The organism is Superficieibacter sp. BNK-5 (assembly GCF_047456055.1).
In the GTDB taxonomy this organism is placed as follows: Bacteria; Pseudomonadota; Gammaproteobacteria; order Enterobacterales; family Enterobacteriaceae; genus Superficieibacter.
In genome coordinates this window covers 1,161,299-1,177,267 of the sequence record NZ_CP179893.1, presented here as the reverse complement: position 1 = coordinate 1,177,267, position 15,969 = coordinate 1,161,299, and the positions used below count along the sequence as shown (strand labels likewise).

13 protein-coding genes are annotated in these 15,969 nt (G+C 53.3%); 6 read left to right on the top strand and 7 right to left on the bottom strand.

Going from position 1 to position 15,969, the window contains the following annotated elements:
* Positions 1–8: 8 nt before the first annotated feature.
* From hslV to priA, 4 genes are all read right to left on the bottom strand, one after another.
* Positions 9–539, bottom strand: a complete 531-nt coding sequence (gene hslV / locus ACMGGS_RS05650; protein WP_049839591.1) for an ATP-dependent protease subunit HslV — start codon at positions 537–539, stop codon at positions 9–11.
* 90 nt (positions 540–629) lie between these two features.
* Positions 630–1,589, bottom strand: a complete 960-nt coding sequence (ftsN, locus tag ACMGGS_RS05645; protein ID WP_414165351.1) for a cell division protein FtsN — start codon at positions 1,587–1,589, stop codon at positions 630–632.
* Positions 1,590–1,682: 93 nt separating this feature from the next.
* Positions 1,683–2,711: a DNA-binding transcriptional regulator CytR gene (cytR, locus tag ACMGGS_RS05640; protein WP_414165350.1), complete on the bottom strand. Its 1,029-nt coding sequence runs from the start codon at positions 2,709–2,711 to the stop codon at positions 1,683–1,685.
* Positions 2,712–2,867: 156 nt separating this feature from the next.
* Positions 2,868–5,066 carry a primosomal protein N' gene (priA, locus tag ACMGGS_RS05635; protein WP_414165349.1) on the bottom strand — a complete coding sequence of 733 codons (2,199 nt, stop codon included), beginning with the start codon at positions 5,064–5,066 and terminating at the stop codon, positions 2,868–2,870.
* 205 nt (positions 5,067–5,271) lie between these two features.
* On the opposite strand from priA, the gene rpmE reads away from it, so the two are divergent.
* The 3 genes from rpmE to ACMGGS_RS05620 all read left to right on the top strand — a co-directional run bounded on the left by rpmE (position 5,272) and on the right by ACMGGS_RS05620 (position 8,157).
* Positions 5,272–5,484, top strand: a complete 213-nt coding sequence (rpmE, locus tag ACMGGS_RS05630) for a 50S ribosomal protein L31 (RefSeq protein WP_276159724.1) — start codon at positions 5,272–5,274, stop codon at positions 5,482–5,484.
* 367 nt (positions 5,485–5,851) lie between these two features.
* A complete protein-coding gene (locus tag ACMGGS_RS05625; protein WP_414165348.1) occupies positions 5,852–6,532 on the top strand; it encodes an oligogalacturonate-specific porin KdgM family protein in 681 nt (226 codons plus the stop codon).
* A gap of 83 nt (positions 6,533–6,615) precedes the next feature.
* On the top strand, positions 6,616–8,157 hold the full coding sequence (locus tag ACMGGS_RS05620; RefSeq protein WP_414165347.1) for an MFS transporter: 1,542 nt from the start codon (positions 6,616–6,618) through the stop codon (positions 8,155–8,157).
* 336 nt (positions 8,158–8,493) lie between these two features.
* On the opposite strand, the gene ACMGGS_RS05615 is transcribed toward ACMGGS_RS05620, so the two are convergent.
* The gene (locus ACMGGS_RS05615) at positions 8,494–9,099 is read right to left on the bottom strand and encodes a YiiX family permuted papain-like enzyme (protein WP_414165346.1); all 606 of its coding nucleotides are present in this window, start codon (positions 9,097–9,099) and stop codon (positions 8,494–8,496) included.
* Positions 9,100–9,156: 57 nt separating this feature from the next.
* Positions 9,157–9,474: a met regulon transcriptional regulator MetJ gene (gene metJ, locus ACMGGS_RS05610; RefSeq protein WP_049839584.1), complete on the bottom strand. Its 318-nt coding sequence runs from the start codon at positions 9,472–9,474 to the stop codon at positions 9,157–9,159.
* Between the two features lie 262 nt (positions 9,475–9,736).
* Here metJ and metB point away from each other — a divergent pair, with 262 nt between their 5' ends.
* The gene (gene metB, locus ACMGGS_RS05605) at positions 9,737–10,897 is read left to right on the top strand and encodes a cystathionine gamma-synthase (protein ID WP_176919655.1); all 1,161 of its coding nucleotides are present in this window, start codon (positions 9,737–9,739) and stop codon (positions 10,895–10,897) included.
* Positions 10,898–10,899: 2 nt separating this feature from the next.
* Positions 10,900–13,332, top strand: a complete 2,433-nt coding sequence (gene metL, locus ACMGGS_RS05600) for a bifunctional aspartate kinase/homoserine dehydrogenase II (RefSeq protein WP_414165345.1) — start codon at positions 10,900–10,902, stop codon at positions 13,330–13,332.
* A gap of 240 nt (positions 13,333–13,572) precedes the next feature.
* Here the strand turns inward: metL and ACMGGS_RS05595 are convergent, their stop codons facing one another.
* Positions 13,573–14,580, bottom strand: a complete 1,008-nt coding sequence (locus ACMGGS_RS05595; protein ID WP_414165344.1) for a hypothetical protein — start codon at positions 14,578–14,580, stop codon at positions 13,573–13,575.
* A 469-nt stretch (positions 14,581–15,049) separates the two neighbouring features.
* Here ACMGGS_RS05595 and metF point away from each other — a divergent pair, with 469 nt between their 5' ends.
* Positions 15,050–15,940 carry a methylenetetrahydrofolate reductase gene (gene metF / locus ACMGGS_RS05590; protein ID WP_194208587.1) on the top strand — a complete coding sequence of 297 codons (891 nt, stop codon included), beginning with the start codon at positions 15,050–15,052 and terminating at the stop codon, positions 15,938–15,940.
* The last annotated feature ends 29 nt before the right edge of the window (positions 15,941–15,969 follow it).

Genomic DNA, 15,969 nt, shown 5'->3' with positions numbered 1-15,969 from the left:
GGTGATCCTTACGCCTTAGACGGCAATTCTTCAATAGTGTGGAAGTGGTTGGTGTAGATGCAGATGTCGCCTGCAATCCCCAACGCTTTCTCCGCAATGTCACGTGCGCCAAGCTCGGTGTTTTCCAGCAGAGCGCGAGCCGCAGCCTGCGCATAAGGGCCACCGGAGCCAATTGCAATCAAATCATTTTCTGGCTGAACGACGTCGCCATTACCGGTAATGATCAGCGAGGCATTTTCATCAGCGACCGCCAGCAGCGCTTCAAGTTTGCGCAGCATACGGTCGGTACGCCAGTCTTTCGCCAGTTCAACGGCCGCTTTGACCAGATGACCCTGATGCATTTCCAGTTTACGTTCAAAGAGTTCAAAGAGTGTGAAGGCATCGGCGGTGCCGCCGGCAAAGCCTGCGATGACTTTATCGTTGTAAAGACGACGTACTTTTTTGACGTTGCCTTTCATTACGGTGTTGCCGAGCGTGGCCTGGCCATCACCAGCAATGACTACATGGCCGTTACGGCGAACGCTTACTATTGTTGTCACGAGATGCCCCCCTGGGTGCAAAAGCGGAATATGCGCCCCGCAGGTTCGCGGGGCTGAATGGAATTATAGATGGGGGGGTTTTTGGGGGTTTCAACCCCTGACGGCGACGCGAATGCAGTTTGCGTGACCGGCCATCTTCAGACGATTAAGCATACCGTCTGCGTTATCCTTGCCTTTAACCGGACCAATCACTACCCGATTAATGCCGTTACTATTGGTAATGTGGGAGTCAAAACCTTCAAATGCCAGTTGCGCGCGCACGGTTTCTGCTTGTTCAGCACCTTTAAACGCGCCGCACTGCATCAACCAGCGACGATCGTCTTTTTTCTCCGCCGTCTGCGCTGGCGCTTCTGCTTCGCGCGTCGCCGGGGTAGCTGGCTGTGTTTTAGGTTGCGTTGTATTGGTATGCGCAGGCGTCTGGATCAGATCCTGATACGGTTGTTGCGACGTCGTTTGCTTCGGCGGCTGGCTTTGACGCGGTTGTTGCACAGGCTGCTCGGCTACGCGAGGTTGCGTGCGCGGCTGCTGTGCGGGCTGCGTGTTCGACCACTGCTGTTGCTGCTGTTGAGCCTGCACCTGCCGCTGACGTTCAAGCGTTTGCTGACGCTGTGCTGGCGTCTGTTCGTTCCACGGCACTTCGTTAAGCTGCGTCGGCTGCTGGCGCATATCCGCCTGCATCTGCTCCAGCAACTGACGCTGTTCGTCCGTTAGCTGGTCTGGATTTTTTACCTCACCGCCTGCCGAGGGTTCGGTAGGCGTGCGGATGCCGGGCTGACGGCTCTCCAGCTCTTTGATGTATTTCCAGCGTTCTTCAGGCTTCGGCGGCAAGCCGTTACCGGTGACCTGATGGCCCTGAAGCGCTTCTGATTCTTCTTTTTTATGGTGGGTAATAAAGTACAGTCCCCCAATAAAGGCGACCAGGACGGCCGCAGCAATCGCGACCATTGCTGGCGAAACAGCAGGCAGGTTCCGTTGCTTTTTCCGTGATGTGCTCTTTTTGCGCCGCGAAGAAGCCGGTTGGCTGCGGCGTACATAATCTCGTTGTGCCACTATCGTTTCGCTGTATTTATTTGTTATCAGTCCGCCATGTTACTTAAGCGACGGCCCTTTGACCAGACAGGGGAGTCTTAAAGCGGGTTTACTTTAAGACAATATATTACCCGTACTGCCACGTATAATCAGTTCACAATCCAGTAAGCGTGAACCACTGCTGACATTTTGCCCGTGTAATTGATCAAGAAGTAGTAGCATAGCTTCCCGCCCAATCTCAAAACGCGGCTGCGAAACGGTGGTCAGCGGCGGATCGCAGAACTCAGACAGCGAGATATTATCAAAGCCGATAATCGACAAATCCTGCGGAACACGTAATCCCTGACGTTTTGCCCAGGATAGCGCACCCAGCGCCATCACGTCACTGTGGCAAAAGACGGCTGTCGGCGGCTTCGGCAGGGCCAGAAGCTGTTCCAGCGCCCTGGCTCCGGCTTCATAAGTAAAATTGCCGCGGGCAATGTAGTGCGGGTCAACGGTAATACCGCTGCGGCGCAGCGCCTGAACATAGCCCTGTAGTCGGTAGTGACACAGCGGCATTTCTTCCGGCCCCGCAATGCAGCCGATGCGCTGATGGCCCAGATCGTGAAGATAGTTTACGGCATCAAAGGCGGCGGTCAGATTGTCGATATGTACCGTCGGCAGTTCCAGTTCAGGGGCGAATTCATTCGCCATCACCATCGGCGGCAGATTACGCTGCTCTTCAATACTGGCGTCGAACGGCAGCTTTGACCCGAGCAATAGCATACCGTCGATCTGTTTAGTAATAATCAGATCGATAAAGGTTTTTTCCTGCTGGTTCTGGTGGGCACAATCACCAATCAGCACCAGATAACCCTGTTCGGCGGCGGTAACTTCGATACCGCGTATAATTTCGCTAAAAAACGGATCGCAAATATCCGGAACTATCACCAGCAGGGTGCGTGACTCATTACGTCGGGTATTGCGGCCGAGTGCCTGGGGATAATAACCCACGTCAATCGCCGCCTGCTCAACCCGATTACGGGTAGACTGCGACACTTTTTCCGGGTTCATCAGCGCCCGCGACACCGTCGCCGTCGACACTTTTGCTTTTAGAGCCACATCCTTCATCGTCGCCGAAGCAACCGCTTTCCTGGTCTTCACCTCTTCTCTCCTCGCAGACGCCGCGCAGGCACAGAGACGTCCTCTGTCTCTGACATCACCCACATTTTTATCAGATAGTTATCTGAAGAGTTACAGAAATTTCATGAAAAGTGTGATGAACATTAAATTTCTCGATCCGCCTCGCATCGTTGTGGTTTAACCCTCAATCGGATCGACGTCGAGAACCCATTTTACCCGCCGTGATTCTGGCAGCGTGTTGATCAATGCCAGCGTCCCACTGACCACCTGTTGCAGGCGGACGCGCGAAGGATGTTGCAGCAGAATTTGCCAACGATAGCGTCCGCCGCGTTTCGGCGCGAGCGCCGGGACCGGACCGAGGATCCACAATTTATCGTCGGCCAGCGGGCTGGCCTGTAACAAATTGCGCAACTGTTGCAGGAAAACGGGAGCCTGCTGGTTATTGTGGTCCTCCGCACGGATTAACACGTGACTGGTCCACGGCGGCAGTTGCATCGTCTGACGTTCCGCCAGCGCCTGTTGCGCGAAGGCGTCATAACCTTGGTGCAGTAATGTCTGTAATAAAGGATGCTCCGGATGATGGGTTTGCAGGATCACTTCACCCTGTTTCCCGGCACGCCCCGCGCGCCCTGAAACTTGCGTATAAAGCTGGGCAAAGCGTTCTGCAGAGCGGAAATCCGCCGAGAACAGCGCGCCATCAACATCCAGCAGCGCCACCAGCGTGACGTCCGGAAAGTGATGCCCCTTCGCCAGCATCTGCGTGCCAATCAGGATGCGTGCGCCGCCGCGATGCACCTCGGCCAGATACTGCTCCAGCGCGCCTTTGCGACTGGTGGTATCGCGATCGATACGCGAAATCGGCACGCCGTCAAACAGCGGCGTCAGCGCCTGTTCAAGCTGCTCAGTGCCCATTCCTACCGGCACCAGATGCGTCGAGCCGCAGGAGGGGCACTGACGCGGGATGGGCCGCTGGCTATCGCAATGGTGGCAACGCAGATGGTGCTGCGCCTGATGCAGAGTGTAGTAATGATCGCAGCGCGGACACTCAGCAATCCATCCGCAGTCGTGGCACAGCAGCGCCGGCGCAAATCCCCGGCGGTTAAGAAACAGGATCACCTGGTTATCGGCCTGCAGATGCTGACGCATACGGGCGATAAGCGCCGGAGACAGCCCGGCCTGAAGCTGCTGGCCTTTTAAGTCGAGCACATGCTGGCTGGCGGGGCGCGCGTTACCGGCGCGGCGCGTTAGCTGAAGCTGGCGGTACTTTTTCTGACGTACGTTGTGCAACGTCTCCAGCGCGGGCGTCGCGGAACCGAGGATAATCGGAATTTGCTCGCTGTGCGCCCGATACACAGCCAGATCGCGTGCATGGTAGCGCCAGCCTTCCTGCTGTTTATAGGAGCTGTCATGCTCTTCATCAATGACAATAACGCCAAGGTTTTTAAACGGCGTAAACAGTGACGAGCGAGTGCCGATGACAATCGCCGCCTCGCCGTTTTTTGCTTTCAGCCAGGCTGAGAGGCGTTCGCTGTCGTTAAGCGCCGAGTGCAACACCTCGACCGGGGCGTTAAAGCGCTCACGAAAGCGGGCGATGGTCTGCGGCGTGAGGCCAATCTCCGGCACCATCACCAGCGCCTGCTTGCCCTGGGCCAGCACGTTCTCCAGTACGCTCAGATACACTTCCGTTTTACCGGAGCCGGTAACGCCCGCCAGCAGCCAGGCGGAGAAGCTGTCCGAGGCGCTATGGATTGCGCCGACGGCAGTGGCCTGCTCGGTATTGAGCCGCAGGCGCTCGCCTGTCACCGCGTAACCAGTACGCCAGTCGCTCAGTGCGGGAGCTTCACTGCTAAGCTCACTTAGCCCTTTGGTCCGCAGCGCCTGCAATGCCGCGTCGTTAAATTCCAGTTCGGCAACCTGATGCCGCCAGATTTTTCCCTGACGCAACGCCGCCAGCGCCTGCTGCTGTTTGGGCGAGCGTTTCAGGCTATTAATATCGACCGCCTGACCCTGCTCAGTGGCAAACCAGTACCATAGCGGCGCGGCGCTGGCGGGTTTCCCCTGGCGCAGGAGAATGGGCAGGGCGTGAAAAAGCACGTCGCCAACGGGATGATGATAATAATCTGCCGCCCAGAGCAGTAAGCGCCAGACGGAGGTCGAAAAGACCGGCTCGCTATCCAGCACCTCGACCACCGCTTTTAAGTCGTTAAGCGGCAGTTCGCTTTTCTCACTGACCGATACCACAATCCCGATGCGCTCCTGCTGCTTGCCAAACGGCACGCGCACTCGACAGCCCGCCTTCACCGACATCTCTTCCGGCAGAAGATAGTCAAAAGTGCGGGGCAACGGAACGGGCAGCGCAACGTGAGCAACGGGCATAACATCATCCTGACTTGAAAACTGGCGGGATAGTATACACATTACAAGAGGCGGCGAGCGGATCAGTTTGCATACGCTGGTTAAATTCTGTATGATTCGCCCCCTTTGATGCGCTAATCGTGTATCAAAAACAACTACCATTAACATCGCGTGGTGTCTGGCGTTAGGGCTGGAAGAGCGACGCGGCCTTAAACTGAGGTTTTCCATGAAAAAAGATATTCACCCGAATTATGTAGAAATTACTGCAAACTGCTCTTGCGGTAATGTGATCAAAACCCGCTCTACCGTGGGTCACGATCTGAACCTGGACGTGTGCAGCAAATGCCACCCGTTCTTCACTGGCAAGCAGCGTGACGTTGCTACCGGTGGCCGTGTTGACCGCTTCAACAAGCGTTTCAGCCTGCCGACCAGCAAGTAAGTTTTGATGTCAGAAAAAAGCGCCGCAAGGCGCTTTTTTTGTCTCTGAATTTCCCTACCGCCGACGTTTTTCCCGTTGGTGTATAATAAGTGTTATAAAAAAGTATCATTTTATACAAATGAAACAGCGTTCCTCATTTAATGATAAATTGTTTTTATTGTTGATCTGCGTCTTTTAAATCTTTCATTTTCTGCCACCAATTTTATTTTTTGGCAAAATCCAAAAGGTTTTTACCCGTGCTCTGCCATAGACTTCCTGACGTTCCTTAATCTAATTATCAGACCTCAACGTTTCACTGCGGTTTTCACATTAATGAAACTCACAGGTTTATTCTATTGCTGGGATCTCATTTTTGAGAGGGTTTGTCATGAAGTCAAAATATGCATTATTACTTATTCCATTATTATCTTGTGCCGCTCATGCGGGTTACGTTGATTACCGCCATGAATATTATGACGACGGGCGTAACTATGACCGTGTTTATATGTCGCACCGTTTTGCGACAGGTTTCGGCGTTGCCGTAGAAGCCATTTCTCGTTCCGATGATGCGCAATCTAACGATGCGTGGAATAATATGGAAAGTAACGGTAACGAGTATACGGCAAGCTACCAGTTTACCTGGCAGGATCTGGTGTGGCAGCCTGGTATCGCTGTTGAAACTGGCGATAACATCACGATTTATAAGCCATATATCCGCGTGCAGTACAACATCAATGACCACTGGTGGACCGCATTCCGCTATCGTCAGGAGTATGCGCGCAGAAACACTGACGGTAAAGATGACCGTATGGTTTACCGCCCTGAAGCCTGGCTCGGCTATAACGTGGCTGACTGGATGTTTGAGCTGAACGGCATTTATAAAATCGCTGATAGCGAAGATTTATATAATAACAAAAAAGAAGATTATGAACTTAACTTCCGCGTGGCCCATAAATTTGGTTCGTGGGTGCCTTTTGCTGAAATTGGTAACGTCTCTTCAGGCTATAACACCACCACCACAGATGACCGTCAAACCCGTTATCGCGTAGGTATTGGCTATAACTTCTGACCGTTAATGTAATTACTCACAATTATTTATATACGGCTGCTATGCCGTATATATTTCCAATGCTTAAATATCAGGGTATACAGATGAATAAGCGTAAAGTTGGTATTGTAAATTATCTGGCGTATGGCTCGGGCGATTGCCTGGGCGCAGGTACGACAGCACTTACCGCAGCATGGTTGCTTTATTTCTACACCACGTTTTGTGGATTAACACCGATTGAAGCGACTTTTATTTTCGCGATGGCGAGAATACTGGATGCCGTCGTCAGCCCACTGATGGGATACCTTACCGACAACTTCGGCGGCACATGGTTAGGCAAGCGTTTCGGACGTCGCAAGTTCTTTATTTTACTGGGTATTCCCTGCGTATTTACCTATAGCTTAATGTGGATGGGCAGCATGAGCTATTGGTATTATCTGGTCACGTATCTGCTGTTTGATGTGGTTTACACCATGATCCTGGTACCGTATGAAACGCTGGTGCCGGAGATGACCGATGATTTCAAACAAAAAACCAAATTCTCTGGCGCGCGTATCGGTATGGCGCAGCTGTCAGCGATCCTCGCTGCGTTTCTGCCGGGGGTGTTGCTCAATCACTTCGGTAAAGACAATGCCATCTCCTTCTTCTACGCCAGCCTGGTGTTCTCCATCATGTGTGCCATCGTGCTGACCCTGGTATGGTGCTTCACCTGGGAGCGCGATCGCAGCGAAGAAGAACTGACTGCGCAGGCGCAAAAACTCACCCTCGGCCAGAGCCTGCATCGGTTAATCATCGAACTGAGTTCAACGTTCCGCATTCGCATTTTCCGTCAGCATCTCGGGATGTACCTCGGCGGCTATATCGCCCAGGATGTCTTTAACGCAGTGTTCACCTACTACGTGGTGTTTGTATTGATGCAAAGCCCGACGCTGGCCTCGGACCTGATGGGTACCATGGCGATCCTGCAATTCGTTGCGGTGATGGCGATGATCCCGCTATGTATCCGCTTCGGACAGGCTCCGTCATACCGGGTTGTTGTAACGTTATTCGGTTTGTGCTCGCTCTCTTATGCCGCACTTTATTACAGCGGGATGAGCGACAATTATTCCCTGCTGCTGCTTATCTCCGCGATTGCCGGGCTGGGTCGTGGTGGTATCAACTATATTCCGTGGAATATCTATACCTACATTGCCGATGTGGATGAAGTTATTACCGGTCAACGCCGCGAAGGTATTTTCGCCGGTATTATGACGTTGACGCGTAAAGCCTCGCAGGCAGGTGCGGTGATGCTGGTGGGGATCCTGATGCAAATGTCCGGGTTTGTTTCCGGCCAGTCCACGCAGTTGCCGGGCGTGAGTCATACTATCTTAATGATCCTCAGCGTCGGCACCGTCTGCGTATTGCTGATAGGCTTCCTGATTTCGCTGAAGTTCCGTCTGAATCTCAAAACGCACAGCGTGCTGCGTGAAGAGACGCTAAAAATGCGCGAGGCGGGTCGCCTGACGCCAGAAGCGATCGCCCCGGAAGCGCGCCAGACGGTTGAGATGCTGGCCGGTATGCCTTACGAGAAGCTGTGGGGTAACAATACGATTGGCTATCTTAATCAGCGGAAGGCGTTGCAACGTCAGAGTGTGTCACACCCATAATATCGTCAGAAAAAGGCAGAGGAGATCTCTGCCTCAGACGGGTGATAAACGTGATACCGTGGAATAATGCCTGGCGGCGCTTCGCTTGCACAGGCCTACGGATTGCGAATAACCTGTTGATAGGGCTGGTTTTTGTAGGCCGGGTAAGGCGAAGCCGCCACCCGGCAAAACGGCACAAACACTAATAAAAAGTCTCTTTATAATTTATATAGTTCATCGGCGCTAAGAATCACTTCGCCGATGTAAACCGGAATGTCTCCACTTATGGATGGGCGTTCAACGTCCAGGTTTATCTCTTCTTTGAGGTTCATTAATTCGCAACCTTCAAAAAAATCACTACGAAAAAAGCGGCCATTTCTTATCCACGGTCTCCAGCTGCGGCGCATCAAATACCGCCTGCGGGGAGATCACCGTTTCATCCAGCGGAATATTCTTTCCGTAGCGTTCTTTGATTTTGGCCTGAACGGCGGGATAGCTCAGATCGAACTCCTTCATCTTTTGCAGCTTTCCGACCTGCATATTCAGCGCGTGAAAATAGACCTTCCATACAACTTCAGAACAATACTGGCGATCGTCAGACCAGGCGAAAAATAAGTCATACGGTTTCCCCAGATAGCCTTTCGCCGTTTGTGCCAGTTTTTTCTGCTGCTGCGCAGACAGGCCACCGCTGACGCGGCGAATGACATACTTGCCATCTTCGCCGCGGGCGATAAATTTTTGCAGCGGGGTATAGACAACCGGCCCAATGGCCTCGAATACATACGGCTTTTTATTGCGAATGATGACCATACCCGTATGGCTATAGTTAGAGTGAGTCGCTAACTGGATGGCTTTACTCTGCGAGGAGCGGGAGATCTGAAAGATAAGGTCGCCCGTCTGCGGCTCGTAGGCCAGCGCGGGGTAACAGACAGCCAGCCCGAGGGCCAGAAGATATTTTTTCATACGGTTTCCCTGTAAACGAGCAGGGCGGTTCGACATCCATGAACCGCCGTTAAAGCATCAGTACTCCCACGTCTCCGGGTCGATCCCCAGCTCGCGCATGATCACTTTCGCGTCTTCCGGAATTTCGTCGCTGCGCTCTTTACGCAGATCGGCATCATTCGGTAACGGTTGACCGGTAAAGGCGTGCAGGAACGCTTCGCAAAGCAGTTCACTGTTGGTGGCATGACGCAGGTTATTCACCTGACGACGCGTGCGTTCATCGGTGAGGATTTTTAACACCTTCAGAGGAATGGAAACCGTAATTTTTTTTACTTGCTCACTCTTCTTACCGTGCTCAGCGTATGGGCTGATATATTCGCCGCTCCATTCAGCCATGAGTTACCTTGATCCTCTCACTATTAATAAAGGGCCGAACGTAGGTTCAGGCCGTAATTGCGCGTAGTTTACCTTAGTGAGAACGCTCTGACACGAGGTAAGCATTCTCAGATGTGCGCTAATGCATATAATTTTAACGGCTATTTGTCGTTTGCTCAATCTATACGCAAAGAAGTTTAGATGTCCAGATGTATTGACGTCTATTATAACAATGTTTACTCTGGTGCCTGACTTTTCATCGACTTTGCCAGGATGATTCACTATGACGCGTAAACAGGCCACCATCGCAGTGCGTAGCGGGTTAAATGACGACGAGCAATACGGCTGCGTTGTTCCCCCGATCCATCTTTCCAGCACCTATAACTTCACCGGTTTTAATGAGCCGCGCGCTCACGACTATTCGCGTCGCGGTAATCCTACCCGCGATGTGGTACAGCGCGCGCTGGCCGAGCTGGAAGGGGGCGCAGGTGCGGTGCTGACCAATACCGGCATGTCTGCCATTCTGTTAGTGACGACAGTATTTCTGAAGCCTGGCGATCTGCTGGTTGCGCCACATGACTGCTACGGCGGCAGCTATCGTCTATTCGACAGTCTGGCAAAACGCGGATGCTACCGGGTTCTGTTTGTCGATCAGGGCGATGAAAAGGCATTGCAGGCGGCGCTGGCCGAAAAACCGAAGCTGGTATTAGTCGAAAGCCCCAGTAATCCATTGTTACGCGTCGTGGATATTGCGAAAATCTGTCAGCTGGCGCGCGACGCTGGCGCGGTGAGCGTGGTGGATAACACCTTCCTGAGTCCGGCGCTGCAAAATCCGCTGGCGCTGGGAGCCGATCTGGTGTTGCATTCATGTACTAAATACCTGAACGGCCATTCAGATGTAGTAGCGGGTGTGGTTATCGCTAAAGATCCTGAGCTTGTCACCGAACTGGCATGGTGGGCGAATAATATTGGCGTGACCGGCGGGGCATTTGACAGTTATCTGCTACTGCGCGGTCTGCGCACGCTCTCGCCACGTATGGAAGTGGCCCAGCGCAACGCGCAGGGGATCGTTGAATACCTGAAAACACAGCCGCTGGTGAAAAAGTTGTATCACCCGTCGCTGCCGGAAAATCAGGGACATGAGATTGCGGCACGCCAGCAGAAAGGATTCGGGGCGATGCTGAGTTTTGAACTGGACGGCGATGAGCAAACGTTGCGTCGCTTCTTAAGCGGGCTGTCACTGTTTACGCTGGCGGAGTCTTTAGGTGGGGTTGAAAGTCTAATCTCCCACGCTGCCACCATGACGCACGCGGGTATGGCACCGGAAGCACGTGCCGCCGCCGGGATCTCGGAGACGCTGTTGCGTATCTCGACCGGCATTGAAGATGGTGAAGATTTAATTGCCGATCTGGAAAATGGCTTCCGGATCGCATCGAAGGGGTAAACATGAGTGTGATAGCGCAGGCAGGGACGAAGGGTCGTCAACTGCATAAATTTGGTGGCAGTAGTCTGGCAGATGTGAAGTGTTATCTGCGTGTCGCGGGCATTATGGCGGAGTATTCGCAGCCCGGCGATATGATGGTTGTCTCTGCGGCAGGCAGCACCACCAACCAGTTGATTAGCTGGCTGAAGCTCAGCCAGACCGATCGCCTCTCTGCGCATCAGGTTCAACAGTCGCTGCGTCGTTATCAGAGCGAATTGATTACCGGTCTGTTGCCTGCGGGCATAGCTGACGGATTAATCAGCGCCTTTATTCACGATCTTGAGCGCCTGGCGGGATTGCTGGATAGCGGTATTAATGATGCCGTCTATGCGGAAGTGGTGGGCCACGGCGAAGTCTGGTCCGCGCGTTTAATGTCGGCGGTGCTTAATCAGCAAGGGCTGGAGGCCGCCTGGCTGGACGCGCGTGAGTTCCTGCGTGCCGAACGCGCCGCGCAGCCGCAGGTGGATGAAGGCTTGTCTTATCCGTTGCTGCAACAGCTACTGGTACAGCATCCCAATAAGCGTCTGGTGGTCACCGGGTTTATCAGCCGCAACAACACGGGCGAAACCGTGCTGTTGGGGCGTAATGGTTCTGACTATTCCGCCACGCAAATCGGCGCACTGGCGGGCGTTTCCCGCGTCACCATCTGGAGTGATGTGGCTGGCGTTTACAGCGCCGACCCGCGTAAAGTCAAAGATGCCTGCTTGCTGCCGCTGCTGCGTCTGGATGAAGCCAGCGAACTGGCGCGTCTGGCGGCCCCGGTCCTGCACACCCGTACCTTGCAGCCGGTGTCCGGTAGCGATATCGATTTACAGTTACGCTGTAGCTACACGCCGGATCAGGGTTCAACCCGTATTGAACGCGTGCTGGCGTCCGGAACCGGCGCGCGCATCGTGACCAGTCATGATGATGTTTGTCTGATTGAATTCCAGGTGCCTGCCAGTCAGGACTTCAAACTGGCGCATAAAGAGATCGACCAGTTGCTGAAGCGTGCGCAGGTGCGTCCGCTGGCGGTGGGCGTGCATAACGATCGCCACCTGTTACAGTTCTGCTATACCTCCGAAGTTGCCGATAGCGCGCTGAAAATTCTCGACGAAGCGGGTCTGCCGGGGGAGCTGCGCCTGCGTCAGGGGCTGGTGCTGGTAGCAATGGTCGGCGCGGGCGTCAGCCGTAATGCGCTGCATTGCCACCGTTTCTGGCAGCAACTGAAAGGGCAGCCGGTCGAGTTTACCTGGCAGTCGGAAGAGGGCATCAGCCTGGTGGCCGTGCTGCGTACCGGCCCAACCGAAAGTCTGATCCAGGGGCTACACCAGTCTATCTTCCGCGCGGAAAAACGTATTGGTCTGATACTGTTCGGCAAAGGCAATATCGGATCGCGCTGGCTGGAGCTGTTTGCTCGCGAGCAAAGCACGCTCTCGGCGCGCACCGGCTTTGAGTTTGTGCTGGCGGGCGTGGTGGACAGCCGTCGCAGCCTGCTCAGCTATGAAGGGCTGGATGCCAGCCGCGCGCTGGCGTTCTTTAACGACGAAGCCGTCGAGCAGGATGAAGAGTCGCTGTTCCTGTGGATGCGTGCCCACCCGTATGATGATTTAGTGGTGCTTGATGTGACCGCCAGCGAGCAACTGGCCGATCAGTATCTGGATTTTGCCAGCCACGGTTTCCACGTTATTAGCGCCAATAAACTGGCCGGAGCCAGCAGCAGCGATAAATATCGTCAAATCCGTGATGCGTTTGAGAAAACCGGACGCCACTGGCTATACAACGCCACCGTGGGGGCGGGCCTGCCAATCAACCATACGGTGCGCGATCTGATCGACAGCGGCGATACTATTTTGTCGATCAGCGGGATTTTCTCCGGCACCTTGTCCTGGCTGTTCCTGCAATTTGATGGTACCGTGCCGTTTACCGATCTGGTCGATCAGGCGTGGCAGCAGGGGCTGACAGAGCCAGACCCGCGGGTCGATCTCTCCGGTAAGGATGTGATGCGCAAGCTGGTGATCCTGGCCCGCGAAGCGGGATACAACATCGAACCTGACCAGGTGCGCGTGGAGTCGCTGGTGCCGTCGCACTGCGAAGAGGGGTCGGTCGACCACTTCTTCGAAAACGGCGATGAACTGAATGAGCAGATGGTGCAGCGGCTGGAAGCCGCCCGCGAAATGGGCCTGGTGCTGCGCTACGTGGCCCGTTTCGACGCCAACGGCAAGGCGCGCGTCGGCGTGGAAGCGGTACGTCCGGAACACCCGCTGGCGGCGCTGCTGCCGTGCGATAACGTGTTCGCCATCGAAAGCCGCTGGTATCGCGATAACCCGCTGGTGATCCGTGGACCGGGCGCTGGTCGTGATGTGACGGCCGGAGCGATTCAGTCGGATATCAATCGGCTGGCGCAACTGCTGTAAGGATGTTCATAACGGGCATTCAACCGAATGGATGCCCGTTAACCAAAGACGTTGCTCAGACTACTGACAAACGTTATACCGTGGAATGATGCCTGGCGGCGCTTCGCTTGCACAGGCCTACGGTTACGAATAACTTATTGATGTTGATGGTTTTCGTAGGCCGGGTAAGGCGAAGCCGCCACCCGGCAAAACGGCGCATACAATAGCAAAACAGGTTGTCATCCACCTCGTTGCTTCTATTTACGTATTCTCGTTAATATCCTGGTTTACGCTGGCAGCCATTAGCCGGTTACATTTTTCCTGAAGCATAGCTATTCCCACCGGTGGAAAGAGTAGCCCCCATAACAGTACCCAGCCTGTTTTAACGCCAGTCTCTTTTTCCTTATTTGCCAGTTGTGAACACATTTCGTCACTGAGCATCAGACATAACATGGCGGTTCCTAATGGAACAAGTGCTGATATCCATCCCGCGCCGTGTGCGGTCATCAGTCGGGAGGAAGGCATTGCGGACTGCATTTCCCGATGGATCCTGACAAACCAGTAGATTTTGTAGAAAGGAACGATCATTGCCAGCAAGGCGACGATGACCGGTTCCGCGTGCTCAGATCGTTGGGTCGAGGATTTTCTCTGCGAGGGCGGCGCGTAAAACAGCGACGCTTTTATGGGAATCAGTACCAGTAAGGCGAGAACGACTATAACGAGACACGTTGTCGATAAATTTTCCGTCCATGTTTTATAAAGGAATATGGGCAGGCACGTTTTGATTATTACATTCGCAAACAGGCAAAAACCAAATGCAACCGCAAAGGCTTCAACACTCCCCACGGCGACGGCGAGAAGCATGGGGATCAATAACGTAATTGCCCCCTGACTTACCCCGCTCAGAAACGTTCCCGTTGCCAGCCAGAAGTATTGTGATGCGTCGTTGACAAGCCAGTGGCATAACGTTCCGGCAAGAAGTAACAATCCAACAATATAGAGTGGATATCGGTTTTTTAAACGGCATAAAAACCAGGTGAGAATCAGACCAGACAACAATCCGAATTGGGTAAAAGGTATGATTGACGAGATATCTCTCATGTCAATACCTAATGTGTTATGCCAAAAATAATAGTTATAGGTGGAGCTTAGCGTATAACTTATATTGATCAGGAAAAAGAAAAGGAGCATCCCCCAAAAACGGTAGCTACTTAACAGGTCTGCGCAGGTCCATTTCTGGCCGGATAGTGTAGGTGAAGAAATTTCCATTTTATAATCCTTTATTTAATATCTCTCCTAAAAGCATAGCGTCATCTTTTCACGTAATCTATCAATATTTATTTGCGGAATTGAATCTGGAATAATATACATGGCAGTGATGTTATTGCTTGAAATGATATATTTAAAAATGATTTTCTGTGAGTCTGGCGATGCCATAAGCATTTATCTGGCAAGCAAAATAAAAAGGAATCACGGTATTTTATTCTGCTGACTATTTTCCCCCGGAAGCACGTTTTATCCAGGTGCGCCAATGACGCTACGCTGTAGTACAGGTGTCGCAGGCTGCCCACAAGGATATCAGTTGAATCTTTTTCACCTTCCCTGAGCAATTCTCACCCCTCACCCTCATTTTCCTGTTGACGGCATCTCGCTTTTCCGTCATTTTTACATCTGGACGTCTAAACGGATAGATGTTCGAAACGCCCATAATAATGACACGCGATTGATGAGGTAAGGTATGAGCTTTTTTCACGCCAACCAGCGGGAAGCGCTGAATCAGAGCCTGGCGGAAGTCCAGGGTCGGATTAATGTTTCGTTTGAATTTTTCCCGCCGCGCACCAGTGAAATGGAGCAAACCCTGTGGGCCTCTATCGATCGCCTGAGCAGCCTGAAACCCAAGTTTGTCTCTGTGACCTACGGAGCCAACTCGGGCGAACGCGACCGCACGCACAGTATTATCAAAGATATCAAAGAGCGTACCGGCCTGGTTGCTGCGCCGCATCTGACCTGTATTGACGCCTCGCGTAATGAACTACGCGCGATCGCGCAAGATTACTGGAATAACGGTATCCGCCAGATCGTCGCGTTACGTGGCGATTTACCGCCAGATGGCGGCAGGCCGGAGATGTATGCCGCCGATCTGGTAGGGCTGCTGAAAGAGGTCGCGGATTTCGATATCTCCGTGGCCGCCTATCCGGAAGTTCATCCGGAAGCAAAAAGCGCCCAGGCGGATCTGCTCAACCTGAAGCGTAAAATCGATGCCGGGGCCAACCGCGCGATCACTCAGTTCTTTTTTGACGTTGAGAGCTACCTGCGCTTTCGCGATCGCTGCGTGTCGACCGGGATTGACGTGGAAATCGTGCCGGGCATTCTGCCGGTGTCGAACTTTAAGCAGGCGAAAAAATTTGCCGATATGACCAACGTGCGTATCCCGGCATGGATGTCGCAAATGTTTAACGGTTTGGATAATGACGCCGAAACCCGCAAGCTGGTCGGTGCCAATATTGCGATGGATATGGTGAAAATTTTAAGCCGTGAAGGCGTTAAGGATTTCCACTTCTATACCCTGAACCGCGCGGAGATGAGTTACGCCATCTGTCATACGCTGGGCGTGCGGCCGGCAGAGTAAGGAAGACCGGGCAGCTCGCACCGCCCGGT

Coding starts and splice junctions, on each gene's coding strand:
- metB (WP_176919655.1), top strand. CDS start 9,737: ATGACGCGTAAACAGGCCACCATCGCAGTGCGTAGCGGGTTAAATGAC.
- priA (WP_414165349.1), bottom strand. CDS start 5,066: ATGCCCGTTGCTCACGTTGCGCTGCCCGTTCCGTTGCCCCGCACTTTT.
- rpmE (WP_276159724.1), top strand. CDS start 5,272: ATGAAAAAAGATATTCACCCGAATTATGTAGAAATTACTGCAAACTGC.
- metJ (WP_049839584.1), bottom strand. CDS start 9,474: ATGGCTGAATGGAGCGGCGAATATATCAGCCCATACGCTGAGCACGGT.
- ACMGGS_RS05625 (WP_414165348.1), top strand. CDS start 5,852: ATGAAGTCAAAATATGCATTATTACTTATTCCATTATTATCTTGTGCC.
- ACMGGS_RS05595 (WP_414165344.1), bottom strand. CDS start 14,580: ATGGAAATTTCTTCACCTACACTATCCGGCCAGAAATGGACCTGCGCA.
- ACMGGS_RS05620 (WP_414165347.1), top strand. CDS start 6,616: ATGAATAAGCGTAAAGTTGGTATTGTAAATTATCTGGCGTATGGCTCG.
- ACMGGS_RS05615 (WP_414165346.1), bottom strand. CDS start 9,099: ATGAAAAAATATCTTCTGGCCCTCGGGCTGGCTGTCTGTTACCCCGCG.
- metL (WP_414165345.1), top strand. CDS start 10,900: ATGAGTGTGATAGCGCAGGCAGGGACGAAGGGTCGTCAACTGCATAAA.
- metF (WP_194208587.1), top strand. CDS start 15,050: ATGAGCTTTTTTCACGCCAACCAGCGGGAAGCGCTGAATCAGAGCCTG.